Source organism: Paenibacillus sp. J31R122, from assembly GCF_056269185.1.
Genome location: NZ_JBWDNM010000023.1, coordinates 32,319 through 49,083 on the forward strand (window position 1 = coordinate 32,319; position 16,765 = coordinate 49,083).

A 16,765-nucleotide genomic window follows, 5' to 3' on the forward strand; every position below is an offset into this window, starting at 1 on the left:
TATCCTAATACCAGACGCAAACAAGCTATAAGAGCAATCAGTGGCTTGTACATTTCCGTCCTGCTCGAATATGGGGCTGTACAAACGCTCTACCGAGTTAACGGATAGGGCACGGCAAACGAAAAGCAGCTTAACGGACTCTGGTTTCACTATTCAGAGATTTTAACGCTGTTAAGCTAGGTTACGGACACAGCTTCCGTTTTTCCCTCTCATTCGGGGCCTATTTATCCTCTTTAGTACAAATAACGGATCTGTAGTCCGCATCCATCTCCGAATGAGGGAAATGTTCAAAAGTACGCGCTTCTGTGTCCGCTGCCTTATTTGCTATGCCCGCATAGTTTCAATATTTGCAATTAAATGAGGCCCTAAACGGGTAATCTGGAATTTAGTGTCAGGAAATGAATTTAATTGCTGGGTTAGCTCGAGCCGCACACTCTTTCCGATGAATTAGCTACTTATTCTGAAACTAAATCGTCTCTATTTCCATAATAAATCTCATTAGTTTCACAATTTGAAATTAATTCAACACGCCTTCAATCCGGCAGATGAATATGTACTTTCATGATATCCCATTTACAAATAGTGGGATATTTATGACCATACTTCATATTTATTAATCAATAGGCGTGAGTTTCAGGTTATGTAATAGCCAGATCAAGTAATTACGTCAGCCGCAGACTGCCGGCTAACGGTCTCGATCCGCTGGCGGAAGAAGCCGCCAGCGCTGCAACCGGGCGGCCAATAGGCCGCCGCCCGGCAACGCGCGCAATTCGCGCGCGCTAACAGCGCCGCCGCGCAATGCCGCGGCGCTGAAGGCGCAAGCGCCGACGGCAACGCCCGTCAGCGCGAGCGCAGCTGCTGCCGCCCGAGGCGGCAGCCCGCCAAGCGCGGCGCTCAGCGCTCGCTCGGCGACAACTAGCGCCGCGGCCATGACCGCGAGCGCAAAGCCCGTGCCTGCGGCCGCGCGGCCAAGCGCCGGCCCTCGTCTCACCCTATCACGCTTCGCCAACTTTGTCTTTCTTTTAGCATCCGTCACTAACTTTGTTTTTCTCGTAGTATCCGTCGCCAGCTTTGTCTTTCTTGCAGCATCTGTCACCCCAGAAGCCTCCCATGCTCCTCGCGTTCTAGACGCCCCCGAAGCTAAAGCGGCATAGCGTACTGCGATCGTTCCGAGCAAAGCTGTCACGCTGAGAGCAATAACGCCTGCAACAGCAGCCCCATCTACGCCATACGAGGGGACAAGCAAAGCGTTAAGTACCCCCTTAAGAAACGCTGCGACAAGCAGCAATAAAGCGGGAGTACGTACTGCGCCAAGCGCCTGCAGCACAGGTGCGGTAATCGCATTCACGCTTCCAGCTAGCGCCGTACAGCCCACTAGAGCAAAGGCCCATGTGCCATTGGCATCGGCATATAGCATAATATTAAGCGGCTCCGCCAGCATAACAAGTCCTACACTCGCAGCCGCTCCTATTGCCCAAGCCGCGCGCTGTGCAAGCGATACTTGAAGATACAGCTGCCCGTAGGCACCTCGCATTCTAGTGAGCGCCAGACCAGGCACTAATGCGGCCCCAGCAGCTCCCGCTACCATGACTAGCAGTTGAACAAGCGGCTGAGCACGGCTATAAATACCGAACATCGTCATTGCATGAGCTTCAGTTAGCCCGGCATCCCTTAATAATCTCGGCACCGTAAATGCATCAACAACGCCAAGCACAGGTACAACAACCGACCCCAATGCAACAGGCAGAGCGATAACAGCCAGTTTTTTCATTTCGCCAATAAGGGCCCCTGGCTTACGCGTCAAGCGCTGTCGTTTCCTAGTCCGCCAAAAATAAATAATCAAAATAAATAAAGCTGCTAGAGCACCAAACGCCGATCCGCTCATGACACCAGCCGCAACGGAGGAGTCCTCCCAAGCTGCGGATAAGCTCATCATAAGAACAATTAACATAACGGCTACGCGAATGACTTGCTCAATAACTTGAGAAGCAGCTGACAATGCCATCCTGTTTAGCCCCTGGGCATAACCGCGTAAAGCAGCTACAAAAGGTACCAGCAATAACGCCAGTGAAACCGCGCGAATAGCTTTAACTGTCTCTGCGTCCCCGATCCAGCGAGATACTTGTCCTGCCCCAGCCCACATCCAGCCGAAAGCAACAATTCCCGTCACTCCAAGAAGCAGTAAGGCAGCATATAGCGTTCTTCTTACCCCGTCAGAATCAGCACCCTTACGCAGCCGTTCTGCGATAAGCAGCGACACGGCTGTCGGAAGTCCCGCAGTTGCGAGAACAGCAAACAGTTGATACAACGGATATACAGCATTATAAATGCCAAACACGCGGTCACCCGCTATATTTTGCAACGGAATTTTTTGCAGAACACCGATCAGCTTTGACAAAAGTGCCGCGCCAGCCAACCATGCTACACCGCTTGCCAACTTCCGGCCAGCCTTTTTCTGATATGGGCCAGCATCCGCTTCCATACCTTGTTCACCGCTTTGTCGGCCAGCATCCGCTATCCCGCCTTGTTCACCGCTTTGTCGGCCAGCATCCGCTATCCCGCCTTGTTCACCGCTTTGTCGCTCAGATTCCGCTATAACAGCCTCTTCCCCACGCCCCGCCGCATCAGCATGTATACTGTCTGTCAGCGAAGAAGGCTTGCGGTTCATACGTCCACTCTCCCACCTATCCATTGATCATGTTGATATCTATTATACCTCACAATCGTTAACCTTGAAAAAAGCTTCCTTAATCAAGAGATGCCTTGATCAAAGAAGCTGTCGTATGCCTAGCTATTTATGTTACAACTATCCAAATTGATTGTGTATGTTCTTTGATTCTGGCTCGTTTCTATACGATCTCATTAATTCCAATTCGTTCTTCACAAGCAGAAAACATCCGCCGCTCCTACCCCGAGCTCTATTGCTCCATTTGTTTCGCCAAAAAGCCTGCTGCCGTCTCCACCATTTTTGTTTCCATATTGCCCATACTCACTGATTCATCTTTGCTTAAAAATATTACTGTTCCAATCGGGTCCCCGCCCGCAATGATCGGAGCAATAACAAATGAGCTATACGTTTCAGGCATGTCCTTTATAATTTCGTAAGATCCGCTGTTTGTTTCCGACAGCGTTTTACGATTTTCCATACAGCCTTCCAAAACAGTCCCGACCTGCTTATCGAGAAGATCCTTCTTAGAAGCTCCTGCAACAGCGATAACATTATCACGATCGGTTATCAATGTAACATGGTTAGTTCCCTCAAAAAGTGACTCGGCATATTCTTTCGCAAAGTCGCCAAGCTCACTAATCGGAGAGTACTTCTTCAAAATAACCTCGCCATCACGATCTACAAATATTTCCAGAGGATCACCCTCGCGAATACGCAATGTTCGACGGATCTCCTTTGGAATTACTACACGCCCAAGATCATCAATGCGACGCACAATTCCAGTTGCTTTCATTTCTTGTTGCCCCACTTTCCTAGAGGATTTTGAGTCGACTGGATTTTTACTGCTTGCTTATAACGAAGAGGAAAGATCCTTCAGAAGACTTTGAATCTGACCATAGTATTCATCCGCTCCCAGAATCTTATGCACGACTAAAGGACTAAACAAAAGACTAATTACAGACTGTCGTTACGTCCTATGACCGACCCCTATGCGCTGCATGCTAAAACAACATTATGCTTGAATATCCTTCTCCAGTATTCCCCGTTTTCTCCTATCACTTGCATGGTTATGTTTACACCCAAATTATTACATGTTATAATTTACTCAAATACGTAATTACGTAATTACGTAAAAGCATATAACCTTTAGAAGAGGTGATTTATTTGACAAACACTAGAGATTACGGAGCTGAAATTGACACTATACGAGCTCAATTAAGTGATATTCGAGAGCTAGTTAGCCAGCTCACAAACGATAAAACTCCCAGAGTGTTTCCTAAATCCATCGAGCATTCCAGCTTCGTAATAAGTGAAGAAAAACAATCAGAAACAGAGCAAGGAAGCCTTTTTTATTCCGGGCAATACCGTCGAGAGAACCGACACTACAGATGGGAGCCCCAGGAAAGACGCGTCGATCATCTTCTAGAGCTTGACGGAGAGAAGGCCGCCAAGGTACTGGCTGCGCTCGGACACCAGCAGCGCTTGGATATTTTGAGAACAGTGCTGAAGGAGCCCCTTACCGGCCCGGAGATTGTTGAACGATTGAACATGGGGACAACCGGGCAGCTGTACCACCATATCAAAGCGCTTATGGCTGCTGATCTCCTTACCCAGGAAGAACGAGGCGGAAAGTACTCACTCCCTTCTCATCGCTCTCTTCCGCTTTTACTATTGCTCGCGGCTACTTCTGATTTGATTGATACAAGTGACTACATGGAATTAGCAGAGACTAGAACGAATGTCAGTTCTTATTTAGGAGCGCCACATTCCGCGTATGACCCCCATCACTTGTTGCTCGCCGTTGTTGAGAATACCATTCTCGAGCATCAAGCAGGTTTCTGTAATCAAGCTAGTTTATTTCTTCATAGCGATGGCAGCATAACGGTTGCCGATAACGGCAGAGGCATTCCAGTTCAAGCTCTTCCAAACACGAACAAAACCAATTTACAAACGATCCTCACCAATATAAGTCATTACAACACTGGTGCTTCCTTCGTTGTACCAGGAGGTGAGAAAGGTATTACAATAGCAGTTGTTAACGCGCTCTCTCAGAAGTTGTCTGTCGAAGTTCGCCGCGACGGAAAAATATTTCGGCAGGACTACAAGCATGGCATTCCGCAATCCGAATTATTAACCATTGGCGTCACAGATGAAACAGGAACAAGCATTACTTTTGTACCGGATAAAGAAATATTTAGCTCCCCATTTGACGCAACCATACTGTCATCCCAAATAAACAAAATATCCGACGCATACCCGAAATTAACTATTCAGTTACACTCGCTCTCCTTATAGTACTTTAATATTTCAAAAAGCCGATAAACCAGAACTTATGTCATGTAAGATGACACACACTAAAAAAAAGAACCTATCTTAAAGCATTAGCTTCAAGATAGGTTCTTTCTAAAAATCAGTTATAACTATGGCATTATTGAATTGTTCCTAGATTATTTCGCTGCAGGTGCGTCCGTTGCAGGCGCGTCCGTCGCTGGAGTTTCTTCCCCAGCAGGCTTGTCACTTGCAGGAGTCTCATCGGTCGCCGGTGCTTTCTCATCGGTTGTTTCATCTTTAGGCAAAGTAATAACTATTTCTTGCTTAGGCATTTCATCCGTCATGAATTTATTCATGTGGGTGTATGCTACAGCACTTCTCAGTTCTTCTTTATCAGCATCAGTCATTGTGTCGAAAGTCTTGTTATCACGTTTCTCAACTTTCATAACATGATAACCGAATTCCGTTTCTACCGGATCACCAATAACGCCAATTTCTTGCTTGTAAGCAGCCAGCTTAAATTGTTCTGCCGTGTCGCGAATTTTCATATCTTCATACAAGCCGCCCTTATCTTTCGAGCCTGGATCTTCAGAATATTGTTTAGCAAGGGCTGTCCAATCGCCGCCAGCATCCAGTTTTGCTTTTACTTCTTTAGCTATTTTAAGTGCTTCCTCAGGAGTACGAACATCTGTCTCCTCTTTCGTCGTTGGGTCTGTCTTTTTGGTTGCTACCAAAATATGACGAACGTTAACGGTCGCATAATTCGCGGCATTCGTTTCTAACTCTTTTTTCATTTCATCATCTGTTACTTTGGAGTTCATATGTGCTACAAGTGTTGAAGTCATTAGCAAATAATTTTCCATATCTTTGTTGCTAACCTTTTGAGCATCTACTGCAGCTTTCAATTGAGCATCCTTAGTCAAAGCATCTTTATATTGCTTCATCTGCTCTTTAACATCTTTAGCCGCCTTTTTCTTAGACTCTTCCGATGCTTGACTACCTATAATTTTGTACGAAATATACTGCTGCAGCAATTGCTCTTTAAATTGCGGAACTGCGATGATTTGCTCATAACCTGGTTGTAGAACATTGAAAACAGCGATGTACTTGTCGAATTCCGTTTCCGTTACATTGCCGCCCTTGTAAGTAGCAACAACTGTTGATTCATCTTTAGCACCACACGCCGCCATCAAGGTCATGGCCAGTACTGCTGTAATAACAAGCAGCGCGCCTCTGCGCCATGCTGATTTGTTTGAACTTTGTAACATGTTGAATCCCCTTTCATTCTATGAACTTCTTAATATTGTAACAGAAACGGGACTAAAAAAGCGAATTCCGTCTATGGCGTCACATTTTGCAACTCTTCCTTTTGTAAAAGTGTATCCTTGTATCCTTGCAAAAATTGTTCCATCATATGGATTTTTTGCTCCATATTCAATCCCTTGCCACGCAGCAGCACAGTAGGGTTAGGTTCTTGGTCACTTCCCTGCTTAAACCGGTTCTCATGCTTCAAGCAGAGCTGGTCGACCTTCTTCCGATCAATTCGACGTTTCTCGCCAGCTGCATAGCGCATAAGCAGGTCATCACCTTTGCCGCTAATCTGCTCAATGCCATATATCGTACCGTACACCTTAAGACGGGCCACCGCGAGCAAATTGCTAACCGACTGCGGCAAATCTCCAAAGCGATCCACAAGCTCATCAATGACATCATCCGATTCTTCAAACGTACGAATTGCTGCCACCTTTTTATAAATTTCGATTTTCTGTATACTGTCGTAAATATAATCGGATGGCAAGTACGCATCAATGCTGACATCAATTAATGTGCTGACCGGCTTCTCTTCCTTAATTTCCTCACCGTTCATCTCTGCTTTCCGCTTGGCAATCTCATCAGCAAGCATCTGCGAATACATATCAAAGCCGACTGAAGCAATAAATCCATGCTGCTCAGCACCAAGCAAATTACCCGCTCCTCGTATCGAGAGATCTCGCATCGCTATTTTAAAGCCAGAGCCAAGCTCCGTGAATTCCTTGATGGATTGCAGACGCTTCTCAGCTACCTCAGTAAGCACCTTATCACGCTGATAAGTGAAATAAGCATACGCTATCCGATTCGAACGGCCAACTCGACCCCGAAGCTGGTACAGCTGAGAAAGCCCCATTTTATCCGCATCATGTACGATTAGCGTGTTAACGTTCGGAATATCGACGCCCGTCTCGATAATACTCGTACTAACTAAAACGTCTGACTCGCCATCAAGAAAGTCGAGAATTGTTTTCTCCAGCTCTTGCTCAGACATTTGTCCATGGCCTACCGCAACTCTAGCATCCGGTACGAGCGCGTTAATCTGCTCAGCCATTTGATAGATCCCTTGTACGCGATTATAAAGATAATAAACCTGGCCGCCTCGCGCGAGTTCTCGTTCAATAGCCTCACGAACTAGAGCATGATTATGCTCCACTACGTAAGTCTGCACCGGAAAACGGTTTTCTGGCGGTGTTTCAATAACCGATAGGTCACGCACACCCAGCATCGACATATGAAGCGTACGCGGTATTGGCGTTGCTGTCAGAGTAAGCACGTCTACATTGGTTTTAAGCTTCTTCAGCTTCTCCTTATGCGATACGCCAAAGCGCTGCTCCTCGTCCACGATAAGCAGTCCAAGCTGCTTGAATATAATATCTTGAGAGAGCAAGCGATGCGTTCCTATAACGACATCAACCGTACCGTTCTTTAGACCTTTCATCGTATCATTCTGCTCCTTGCGTGAACGAAAACGACTAAGCACCTGTACATTGATCGGATATCCCGCGAAACGTTCGCGGAATGTTTCATAATGCTGCTGGGCAAGAATCGTAGTCGGCACTAACACAGCCACTTGCCTGCTATCCATCGCCGACTTAAAGGCAGCTCGAATAGCGACCTCGGTTTTTCCATAGCCGACATCTCCGCATAGCAGCCGATCCATCGGCTGGCTTTTCTCCATGTCCTTTTTTATCTCTTCAATAGCTCTGAGCTGATCGCGCGTCTCATCGTAAGGGAACATCGCTTCAAATTCCTGTTGATACGAAGTATCTTCACCGAACGAATATCCGGGCGCTGTTTGCCGCTGTGCATATAGCTTAATCAAGTCATCGGCTATATCTTGAACAGATGCTTTTACTTTACTTTTTGCTTTCGTCCATTCGCTGCCGCCAAGTTTATTTACTTTAGGTTCTTTATCTTCATTGCCGACATACTTCTGAATCATATCAACTTGCTCGATCGGAACAGACAGCTTATCGCCGCCAGCATACAAAATGTGCAAATAATCTTTATGAATGCCCGCTATCTCAAGCGTGCCGATTCCTACATATTTTCCGATACCATGATTGTGATGAACAACGTAGTCGCCGAGCTTGAGCTCCGTATAGCTTTTTATACGCTCGGCATTATCTACCTTCTTATCTATCTTCCGTATTTTTCGCTGCTTTTGCGAGAACATCTCGCCTTCGGTAATAACGACCAAACGAGTTGATGAAAGCTCAAAGCCCGATTGCAGATTGCCTTCGAGAAGAGTTGGCGTTTCGATATTATAGTCCTCAAGAACACGACGCATCCGCTGCATCCGCTCGGCATTGCCAGCCAGCATCATAACCGTGCTGCCCGTCTTGTGCCAACGCTCCATCTCCGCCTTCAGTAAATTCATTTGGCCATGAAAGTTTTGCATCGAACGACTTGTCATATTCAAAATATTTTGTGGCTGCGAGTGCGGAACCTGTCTCAAAAATAACGATAAAAACAATGTCGGAAACGGACGATGATGCAATATTTCCTCTGTATCGCGTGCTAATACAAAACCTGGCAACGACTTGCCATTTTGCAGCAAATGCATCGACCATTCAGCCTCGTCCCGCTCCAACTGCTTTGCCGTCTCTATCAAACGCGTCGGCTCGTCTAGTATAAGAATCGTATCGCTTGGCATATAGTCGAGAATCGTTTGCCGTTCAGGATACAACAATGAAATATATTTATATATTTCTGGAAAATACACATGTTCACGAAGCTTCTCGAGCTCTCCGCCAATTTCAGTACGCAAACGATCCTTAGCTGTGCGATCAGTCATTTTTTCAAGTTGCTTCTCTAGCAGCTGCTGCGCATGATTCGCAGCGATCTCCATACGACGGCCATCAGCCAGCATTTCCTGACAAGGTGGAACAATGAACGACTCGAAACGATCGGAGGATCGTTGATCAGCAGGGTCGAACGCTCGTATAGAATCGACATCATCCCCGAACCATTCGATACGATAAGCGGTAGCAGTCGTTAACGGATAAAAATCGACAATGCCTCCTCTTACGCTCATCTCCCCGCGCAATTCTACTCGATCAGCACGTGTATAACCAAGCGCCGTCATTTGGCACAGGAAAGTGTCGATTGGCAGCACATCACCAACCTTTACTGCTATCTGAGCTTCTGCCATGACTGAACCGATAGGCAAATAACGCCGTACGCCGGAGAATGGCACAACAACGATCCCGCGATAGCCTTTGGATAGCTTGATCAGCACGTCCATTCGCTGCGCCAGCGTCTCGTGACTCGAGATCGCTGCTTCGGCAGCCATAAGCTCATTCGCAGGATATAACAATACCTCGTCTGAAGATAAACATTCTTGTAAATCCTCTGCTATCTTCTGAGCAGAGAACATATTATGCGTTACAACAAGCATTGGCAGTTCTACTTCTTTCTGAAGCGCTGCAATCAGCACTTGACGAGAGGAGCCTGCAAGACCTGATATCATCTGTTCACGCATGCCTTTATGAATACCGGATATAACAGACTGAACGTCCGTATCCGCGGCAAAAGCTTTAATTAACGCTTTCAACGTTTGCGACACCCCGTTTCTATAAACAATCGGAGAGTGATACGATCGCTCCCTGTACATTGAAAATAAGCCTCAGCATACGCTAAGGCCCAAGCAGAAACAACTCCATCATCCGAAATCATTTGGATGACGCTGTTTCGCATCGAGAGATAAGCATCACATACGCTGATACTCTCAGCTCGTATATGATCTTATCGTATTCAAAATTACGCCCATTGTTTCCAGTTGATCACTGCAATGGATTACTTACAAGATTCAGCTCAGGATTTGCGTCAATTGCTTCACGACAATAATCACATACTACTTTTACAGTTACGTCCCCATTAGGGTCATACGCTATTATATCGCTGCGCTCTTCGGGGGTCAAGAAATGGAAACCGAGCTGTTGCTCTGTAATATCCGACCCGCTTAGTGAACCAATAGACGTCTTGCAATGTCGACAAATATAGTTTACAGCCATATGTATGCCTCCTGAAGAGTTGTTATTCTCTTCAGTATGCCCAGCCCTATCGTTATTTAACAGATTACCTGTTAAACTTCGCCATCGTTTCTTCAAAAGGCGCTTTCAATCCAAATTCGATCGCATCACAAGCCGCATTGATCATCTCGGCAAGCAGCTCCTTGTCGCTCTTAGGGAAGGTAGAGAGTACATAGTCAGCAATATTCATTCCCGGCTGCGGACGAGAAATACCCATCCTTACACGGTCGAATGTTTGAGTGCCCAGATGCTGAATAAGCGATTTTATTCCATTATGCCCCCCAGCACTTCCTTGATAACGGAGTCTCAGTTTGCCAATTTCCGTATCCAAATCATCGTAAACAACAATGCCATCCTGTAAATCCGCTTTATAATAATCAAGAAACGACCGAACCGACTCTCCCGACAGGTTCATATATGTCATCGGCTTAAGGAGATACACCTTCGTGCCTTGCACATTGCCTTCTCCGATTAAAGCCTTGCATTTATTTTGCGTTACGTTAATTCCCCATCGTCTCGCCAGCTCATCAATCACCATAAAACCGACGTTATGACGGGTTCCTTGATAAGCGGAGCCGGGGTTTCCTAGACCTACAATCCATTTCATGGCTCGCACCACTCCTTTATGGACAAATGTATCATAATCTCGTGCAAGCGTAAACTTTTGACGTTATCCTTTTGAGGTGACGTCAAATTGGTCCTCAGGGCCGAACGAGAAAAAAAGCCTTCCGGCACGGACGGACTTAATCCGGAACTGACCCCGAAATGTGAGACAAAGTAAAACACCTTTAAGTTGAGATACGACTTTTGTAAAATAATCGTACAACTTGGAGGTGTTTTTGCGTGGGAACAAGAGTAAGTTACCATGTAGAGGTAAAAATGAAGGCTATTGAAATGAGGTTAGCAGGTGTGCCTGTAAAAGATGTGATGGATCAACTACTCATTCGTAATAAGACCCAATTAAAGACTTGGATGAAATGGTACCGTAATGGTGAAGTCCATCGACTAGAACAACCAGTAGGGAAACAATATAGCTTTAATAAGGGACATTACATAGACTATTATGTCCATATTCGTATTCAAACGAAACTAAATAACCAGTCACCGATTCATTATCGACAACTGGCTGCTTAGTTAGGTGTTTTATCCCTGTCTCATAAACGGGGGTCAGTTCCCTACATGAACGGCGTTTTTTTTATTTAATATGATGCGAAAATTGCTAAGCTCTTTATCTCCAACTTAAGGAGAGGAGTAAGCCTTTTACGCTTCTATGTCTAAAACGTTTTTAAGCCCTCTAGCTTCGCTTCCTTCGAACGCGACTCTGCTTCTGTAAGCTCTACCGCTGCATCCGCCGCTTCTTCCTCGCTGAGTTCTTTCTGTGGTGACAAAATGGTCAAAACTACGGTGTCGGCATCTGAAGTGGCTTCTACACCCTGTGGCAGCTTCAAGTCACTAATGAGCAAGCTTTCGCCAATTCCTAATGCCGTAATATCCACCGCGACCGTTTCGGGAATGCTTGTCGGCAAGCACTGTACCTCAAGCTCATGCAAAATAACTTGAAGAACACCACCCTCCCTTACACCTTGGGAATCACCTTCCGCTTCAATACGGACATATGCTTTCACTTTTTCGTTCAAGTTAATTTGATGAAAATCAACATGCTGCACTTTACGGCTAAGCGAATCACGCTGTACATCAGATATCATTACCGACTGTTTGCCGTATGTCGGAATATCGATTTCAATAACCGCATTGGGATGCGAACGAAGCAGTGGAAGCAGCTCCTTCTCATCTATCATTACTAGGGCAGCCGAGCTTAATTGTTTGCCATATACAACACCAGGTATTTTGCCTTGATTCCGCAACTGGCGAAGATCACCTTTCGTCGAGCGAGTTCGTTCGTTTGCATTCATAGCTATCGCCATTTTGTAAACCTCCTAAAGTTTTGTGAAGCAAAACTAGCTTCGTAAGCATTTACTTTGAGTTTTGTGAAGCAAAACCCGCTTCGTAAGTTGTCTCCATATATCTTTACCCAATCAAACCGGAAGTTAAACTTTTTTTGCGATTTTAACTGACTCATTGTTATTATCAGTAATCAGTGCTTGATTATACCTAAGCCACGCATATTCTGCGGACCTTAGATCCTCAATAATCCCCAAATGTCATGAAAATTGACAAATAACGGATCCAGTGTCTGTAAGCTGTTATTGGTTTATCGCAACCCTTGTATAAAATTTTTTTGACAAAGTTTCGTCAGCATGTAGGGAGAATTATTTCTGCTTTCAAAGCAAAAAAACCGCCTTACAAGGAGGCGGTTAGTTCAAATAAGTACTTATCTCAACACCTTTTCTAATACTTTGGCAACACCATTTTTATCATTCGAATCTGTTACCTCACTAGCTAATTCCTATAATTCATCCACGGCATTTATCATTTCACCCCCATTGCGCGTAACGTATGGCATCTCATGAAATGAACAATAAACGCTGTCAGAATCATTTAGTAAACAGAACTAATAGCCTACTCTGTATCAGCGAGTAGGCTTATTATCGACATATCATTCATTTTACAGTATATAACAAATTATTCAAACACACCTGTTGGTTAATCACTATGAAGTACCTGACACCGGGAATGCTTGCGCGGTAACAAGAAAAAAACAAGTGGTCACGACTAACCCTTTATTTGTCGATCGAATATATCCATAGAAGTATCTATTCATCTGACGGCTTGAAGGTAAAGTTAAATTAGTTTCACAATATGAAATTAATGATAGTCATTATCGGATTAGAGACGATTTAGTTTCAGAATATGCAGTTAATTCACCGAAAAGAGGGCGCGGGTCGAGCTAACCCAGCAATTAAGTTCATCATCTGACACTAAATCGCAGTTCACCCTTTTGCGCCCTCATTTAATTGCAAATATTGAAACTAAACGGGTATTTGGCATGTTACACAAGTGGTCTAGATTTTTTTTGGTTTGTTCCTTTGGTTTGTTCCTTTGGTTTGTTTCTTAGGTTTGTTCTTTTGGTTTGTTTCTTAGGTTTGTTTCTTAGGTTTGTTTCTTAGGTTTGTTTCTTAGGTTTGTTTCTTAGGTTTGTTTCTTAGGTTTGTTTCTTAGGTTTGTTTCTTAGGTCTGATTCTTAGGTCTGATTCTTAGGTTTGTTTCTTATCTTTCTTCGCTTTCGCCCGTCCCCGAATCTTATCGGCATAGTCCGGTTTGTTCACCTGACGCTCGCGCGCAATAGCCAAGTCACCTGCTGGTACATCCTTCGTAATGGTAGAACCTGCAACGACGTATGCTCCATCCCCGATTTTCACAGGAGCGATCAGGTTTACATTACTTCCGACAAAAGCATTGTCACCAATCTCTGTCACAAACTTATTAAACCCGTCATAATTAACGGTTATAGCCCCACAGCCAATATTAACATCTTTGCCGACCTTAGCATCTCCAACATAGCTAAGATGCGATACTTTGCTGCCATCGTCGAGTGAAGCATTTTTCAGCTCTACGAAATCGCCAATTTTACAGCCGCGGCCAAGCTTTGAATTTGGACGTAAATTCGCGTAAGGCCCTACTGCGCTTTCGTCACCTATAATTGATTCTACAACTGTTGAATATTTAACCGTTACACCGTTGCCAATCGAGCTATCCGCAATATCAGCCTGGGGTCCAATAACACAGTCTTCACCAATGACAGTATTCCCTCGCAATACCGTACCTGGATATATAACGGTATCCGATCCGATTTGAACGCCCGCTTCTATATAGGCGGATGCCACATCAATGAAGGTTACGCCATTCAGCAAATGGCCACGATTAATACGAGCGCGCATAAGCTGCTCAGCCTCCGCCAACGCAACACGATCATTAACTCCTATTGCTTCTGCCAGATCATCTGTGCAATAGCCCTGAACCGATTCTCCCGCTTCACGGAATATGCCAATAACATCCGTCAAATAATACTCACCCTGTACGTTGTTACTTGTAACCTTGGCGAGCGCTTTGAATAGCTTTTTATTATCGAAGCAATACGTCCCTGTATTAATTTCCTTAACTGCAGCTTCATCAGGTGAGCAATCCTTTTGCTCGACAATACGCTGTACAGAGCCGTCATCATCACGCAGAACACGTCCGTAGCCCGTTGGATTGTCAAAGGAGGCTGTTAGTACCGTCGCAGCCGCCCCATTAGAAGCATGCAGCTCAAGCATTGCAGTAATTGTTGAAGCTTGAACAAGGGGGGTATCGCCGCAGACGACGATTGTCGTCCCTTCCTCACCGCCAAGCAATTCCTCTGCTTGACGCACTGCATGCCCCGTACCAAGCTGCTGTTCTTGTAATACATACTCCGCTGCATCGCCTAAATGTGACTTCACCAGCTCAGCCCCATGGCCTACAATAACAACAGTACGCTCCGAGGAAGCTTCCTTCACCGTATCGAGAACATGCTCTACCATCGGCTTGCCGCATACTGGATGAAGAACCTTATATAATTTCGATTTCATTCGCTTACCCTGTCCCGCAGCAAGCACAATCGCCATGATTTTCAAATTAAAAACCCCCTGCTTAAATAGAAATTATTCATTATTTAATATCCATTATACAATATATTATACGCTATAGGCGTAAACGGTCTTCGCCATCTTAGGCGGCGTAAGCTCGTTTCGCGTTGAACTATATGCCTAGTTAAGGTAAATCATATACTTTCTCTATTTTCAAAAAAAAGAAAAGAGAGCCGTGGCCCTCTTCTCCAATCATTCCAAACACTCATGAAATGCTCTGGTTAAGCTCCTTCTTCAATTACAACTTCTTCTGCTGCGCGCTCGTATTCAGCGAGTACTGCAGCTTGAATCTTCTCACGGGTCGTTGAAGAGATCGGATGAGCGATATCCCGAAACTCTCCATCCGGAGTACGCTTGCTCGGCATTGCAACAAACATTCCATTGTTACCATCAATCACACGAATATCGTGAACAACGAATTCATTATCAATGGTAATGGATGCGATGGCCTTCATGCGTCCTTCCGAATTTACACGGCGGAGTCTGACATCAGTAATTTGCACTTGTGTTCACCACCTTTGTCTATCAGAGACTTGGTGTATATTTCCACGTTTTTGTGCTAAATCCTGCTAGTTTTTTGGTAAAATGAAGCACTTTTTAAACTTTTTTTTTGATTTTGAATTTTTTTCGTTATCATTCGACATTTGTCGATGCAATGACCTCTATTTCGACAAGAACATCCTTTGGAAGCCTTGCCACTTCAACAGCAGAACGTGCCGGTTTATGGTCTCCGAAGTAAGAAGCATAGATGCCGTTGACCGTTGCAAACTGATTCATATCCTTTAGAAATACAGTCGCTTTAACAACATCCTGAAGGCCGGATCCAGCAGCTGTAAGAACAGCATCTAAATTTTTGAATACTTGATGGGTTTGCTCCTCAATTCCGCCCTCAACAAGCTGCCCCGACGCATCCAGTGGAATTTGACCGGAAGTAAACAATAATCCGCCAAGCTTAATCGCTTGGGAATAGGGACCGATCGCAGCAGGAGCTTGATCTGTAGATATTACTTGTGGTATTTGCTTCTTTGTCATGGATAACCAACCTCTCGGAGCGTGATGCAAAGAATAATGCATCCATACCCTTATAATTTAAAATAGTTACCTGCAACAGCTGTAGTTTGCTTTGTCTTCGTATCAACTGCCGTTAGCTTAGCTAGCGACACGTAATCCTCCAGCAACCGCTCCTCAAGCTCCACTTCGCCTGACTCTACAAATACACCAACTCCTGCAACGATGGCCTTAAACTCGAACAGTAGATCCATCATGCCTTGAATGGTGCCGCCGGCTTTCATGAAATCATCGATAATGAGCACTCGCGATTGCTCCTTCAGCGCTCTGCGTGCAAGTGACATCGTCTGAATTCGCTTCGTCGACCCGGACACATAATTAATACTGACGGCGGAGCCCTCAGTTACCTTATTGTCCCGTCTTACAATCACAACAGGAATGTTGAGGCAAGCAGCCGTAGCGTATGCCAATGGTATCCCCTTTGTTTCCACCGTCATAATGACGTCGATCTTCCGGTCCGCGAATGCAGTAGCAAACATTCTTCCGACATCAGCAAGCAGCTCCGGCTCGCCTAACATATCAGTAATATACAAATAGCCCCCGGGAAGAACCCTTTCAGGCTGCTCAAGCTGGCGGCATATGCTCGTCATAATAGAAAGAGCTGTTTCTTCTTCCATCTTAGGTGTATATTTTACTCCGCCTGCCGCTCCGGCAAGAGTCTGAAGCTGTCCGATACCTTCTTCCTCGAACACTTCTTTTATTATGGCTAAATCCTCACTAATGGATGATTTCGCCGACTGGTATCGATCAGCAAATGCTGTAAGTGAAATTAACGTGTGGGGTCGAGTTAACAGGTACTGTGTCATTTCTACCAACCGTGAGCTCCGTTTCAACTTCTTCAAGCACAT

Annotated in this window: 12 protein-coding genes and 1 pseudogene; 2 read left to right on the top strand and 11 right to left on the bottom strand. The window is 45.2% G+C overall.

Going from position 1 to position 16,765, the window contains the following annotated elements; genetic code table 11:
- Window positions 1–685: 685 nt before the first annotated feature.
- Together AC0YN7_RS27210 and spoVT are read right to left on the bottom strand one after the other, a co-directional pair.
- Window positions 686–2,668 carry a polysaccharide biosynthesis protein gene (locus tag AC0YN7_RS27210; protein ID WP_475813164.1) on the bottom strand — a complete coding sequence of 661 codons (1,983 nt, stop codon included), beginning with the start codon at window positions 2,666–2,668 and terminating at the stop codon, window positions 686–688.
- A gap of 250 nt (window positions 2,669–2,918) precedes the next feature.
- Window positions 2,919–3,461, bottom strand: a complete 543-nt coding sequence (spoVT, locus tag AC0YN7_RS27215) for a stage V sporulation protein T (RefSeq protein ID WP_475813165.1) — start codon at window positions 3,459–3,461, stop codon at window positions 2,919–2,921.
- A 371-nt stretch (window positions 3,462–3,832) separates the two neighbouring features.
- Between spoVT and AC0YN7_RS27220 the strand changes: the two genes are divergently transcribed.
- On the top strand, window positions 3,833–4,963 hold the full coding sequence (locus AC0YN7_RS27220; RefSeq protein WP_475813166.1) for an ATP-binding protein: 1,131 nt from the start codon (window positions 3,833–3,835) through the stop codon (window positions 4,961–4,963).
- 152 nt (window positions 4,964–5,115) lie between these two features.
- Here AC0YN7_RS27220 and AC0YN7_RS27225 read toward each other — a convergent pair whose 3' ends face one another.
- From AC0YN7_RS27225 to pth, 4 genes are all read right to left on the bottom strand, one after another.
- On the bottom strand, window positions 5,116–6,207 hold the full coding sequence (locus tag AC0YN7_RS27225; protein WP_475813167.1) for a peptidylprolyl isomerase: 1,092 nt from the start codon (window positions 6,205–6,207) through the stop codon (window positions 5,116–5,118).
- A 71-nt stretch (window positions 6,208–6,278) separates the two neighbouring features.
- On the bottom strand, window positions 6,279–9,866 hold the full coding sequence (gene mfd, locus AC0YN7_RS27230; RefSeq protein WP_475813168.1) for a transcription-repair coupling factor: 3,588 nt from the start codon (window positions 9,864–9,866) through the stop codon (window positions 6,279–6,281).
- A gap of 169 nt (window positions 9,867–10,035) precedes the next feature.
- Window positions 10,036–10,266 (bottom strand): anti-sigma-F factor Fin, encoded by a 231-nt coding sequence (locus tag AC0YN7_RS27235; protein ID WP_475813169.1) that lies wholly within the window; start codon window positions 10,264–10,266, stop codon window positions 10,036–10,038.
- 64 nt (window positions 10,267–10,330) lie between these two features.
- Window positions 10,331–10,891 carry an aminoacyl-tRNA hydrolase gene (gene pth, locus AC0YN7_RS27240; protein ID WP_475813170.1) on the bottom strand — a complete coding sequence of 187 codons (561 nt, stop codon included), beginning with the start codon at window positions 10,889–10,891 and terminating at the stop codon, window positions 10,331–10,333.
- Between the two features lie 236 nt (window positions 10,892–11,127).
- On the opposite strand from pth, the pseudogene AC0YN7_RS27245 reads away from it, so the two are divergent.
- Window positions 11,128–11,331 (top strand): annotated as a pseudogene (locus tag AC0YN7_RS27245) (IS3 family transposase); the annotation flags it as partial.
- Window positions 11,332–11,558: 227 nt separating this feature from the next.
- Here the strand turns inward: AC0YN7_RS27245 and AC0YN7_RS27250 are convergent.
- The 5 genes from AC0YN7_RS27250 to purR form a co-directional block, all read right to left on the bottom strand.
- Window positions 11,559–12,209: a 50S ribosomal protein L25 gene (locus AC0YN7_RS27250; protein WP_475813171.1), complete on the bottom strand. Its 651-nt coding sequence runs from the start codon at window positions 12,207–12,209 to the stop codon at window positions 11,559–11,561.
- Between the two features lie 1,230 nt (window positions 12,210–13,439).
- Window positions 13,440–14,837 carry a bifunctional UDP-N-acetylglucosamine diphosphorylase/glucosamine-1-phosphate N-acetyltransferase GlmU gene (glmU, locus tag AC0YN7_RS27255; protein WP_475813172.1) on the bottom strand — a complete coding sequence of 466 codons (1,398 nt, stop codon included), beginning with the start codon at window positions 14,835–14,837 and terminating at the stop codon, window positions 13,440–13,442.
- Window positions 14,838–15,070: 233 nt separating this feature from the next.
- Window positions 15,071–15,352: a septation regulator SpoVG gene (gene spoVG, locus AC0YN7_RS27260; protein ID WP_068686994.1), complete on the bottom strand. Its 282-nt coding sequence runs from the start codon at window positions 15,350–15,352 to the stop codon at window positions 15,071–15,073.
- 130 nt (window positions 15,353–15,482) lie between these two features.
- The gene (locus tag AC0YN7_RS27265; protein WP_475813173.1) at window positions 15,483–15,881 is read right to left on the bottom strand and encodes a RidA family protein; all 399 of its coding nucleotides are present in this window, start codon (window positions 15,879–15,881) and stop codon (window positions 15,483–15,485) included.
- 50 nt (window positions 15,882–15,931) lie between these two features.
- Window positions 15,932–16,759 (bottom strand): pur operon repressor, encoded by an 828-nt coding sequence (gene purR, locus AC0YN7_RS27270; RefSeq protein WP_475813174.1) that lies wholly within the window; start codon window positions 16,757–16,759, stop codon window positions 15,932–15,934.
- Window positions 16,760–16,765 lie beyond the last annotated feature (6 nt).

Excerpts from the sequence above, each read along its gene's own strand:
- AC0YN7_RS27210 (WP_475813164.1), bottom strand. The coding sequence starts at position 2,668 with ATGAACCGCAAGCCTTCTTCGCTGACAGACAGTATACATGCTGATGCG.
- spoVT (WP_475813165.1), bottom strand. The coding sequence starts at position 3,461 with ATGAAAGCAACTGGAATTGTGCGTCGCATTGATGATCTTGGGCGTGTA.
- AC0YN7_RS27225 (WP_475813167.1), bottom strand. The coding sequence starts at position 6,207 with ATGTTACAAAGTTCAAACAAATCAGCATGGCGCAGAGGCGCGCTGCTT.
- mfd (WP_475813168.1), bottom strand. The coding sequence starts at position 9,866 with ATGTACAGGGAGCGATCGTATCACTCTCCGATTGTTTATAGAAACGGG.
- AC0YN7_RS27235 (WP_475813169.1), bottom strand. The coding sequence starts at position 10,266 with ATGGCTGTAAACTATATTTGTCGACATTGCAAGACGTCTATTGGTTCA.
- pth (WP_475813170.1), bottom strand. The coding sequence starts at position 10,891 with ATGAAATGGATTGTAGGTCTAGGAAACCCCGGCTCCGCTTATCAAGGA.
- AC0YN7_RS27250 (WP_475813171.1), bottom strand. The coding sequence starts at position 12,209 with ATGGCGATAGCTATGAATGCAAACGAACGAACTCGCTCGACGAAAGGT.
- AC0YN7_RS27265 (WP_475813173.1), bottom strand. The coding sequence starts at position 15,881 with ATGACAAAGAAGCAAATACCACAAGTAATATCTACAGATCAAGCTCCT.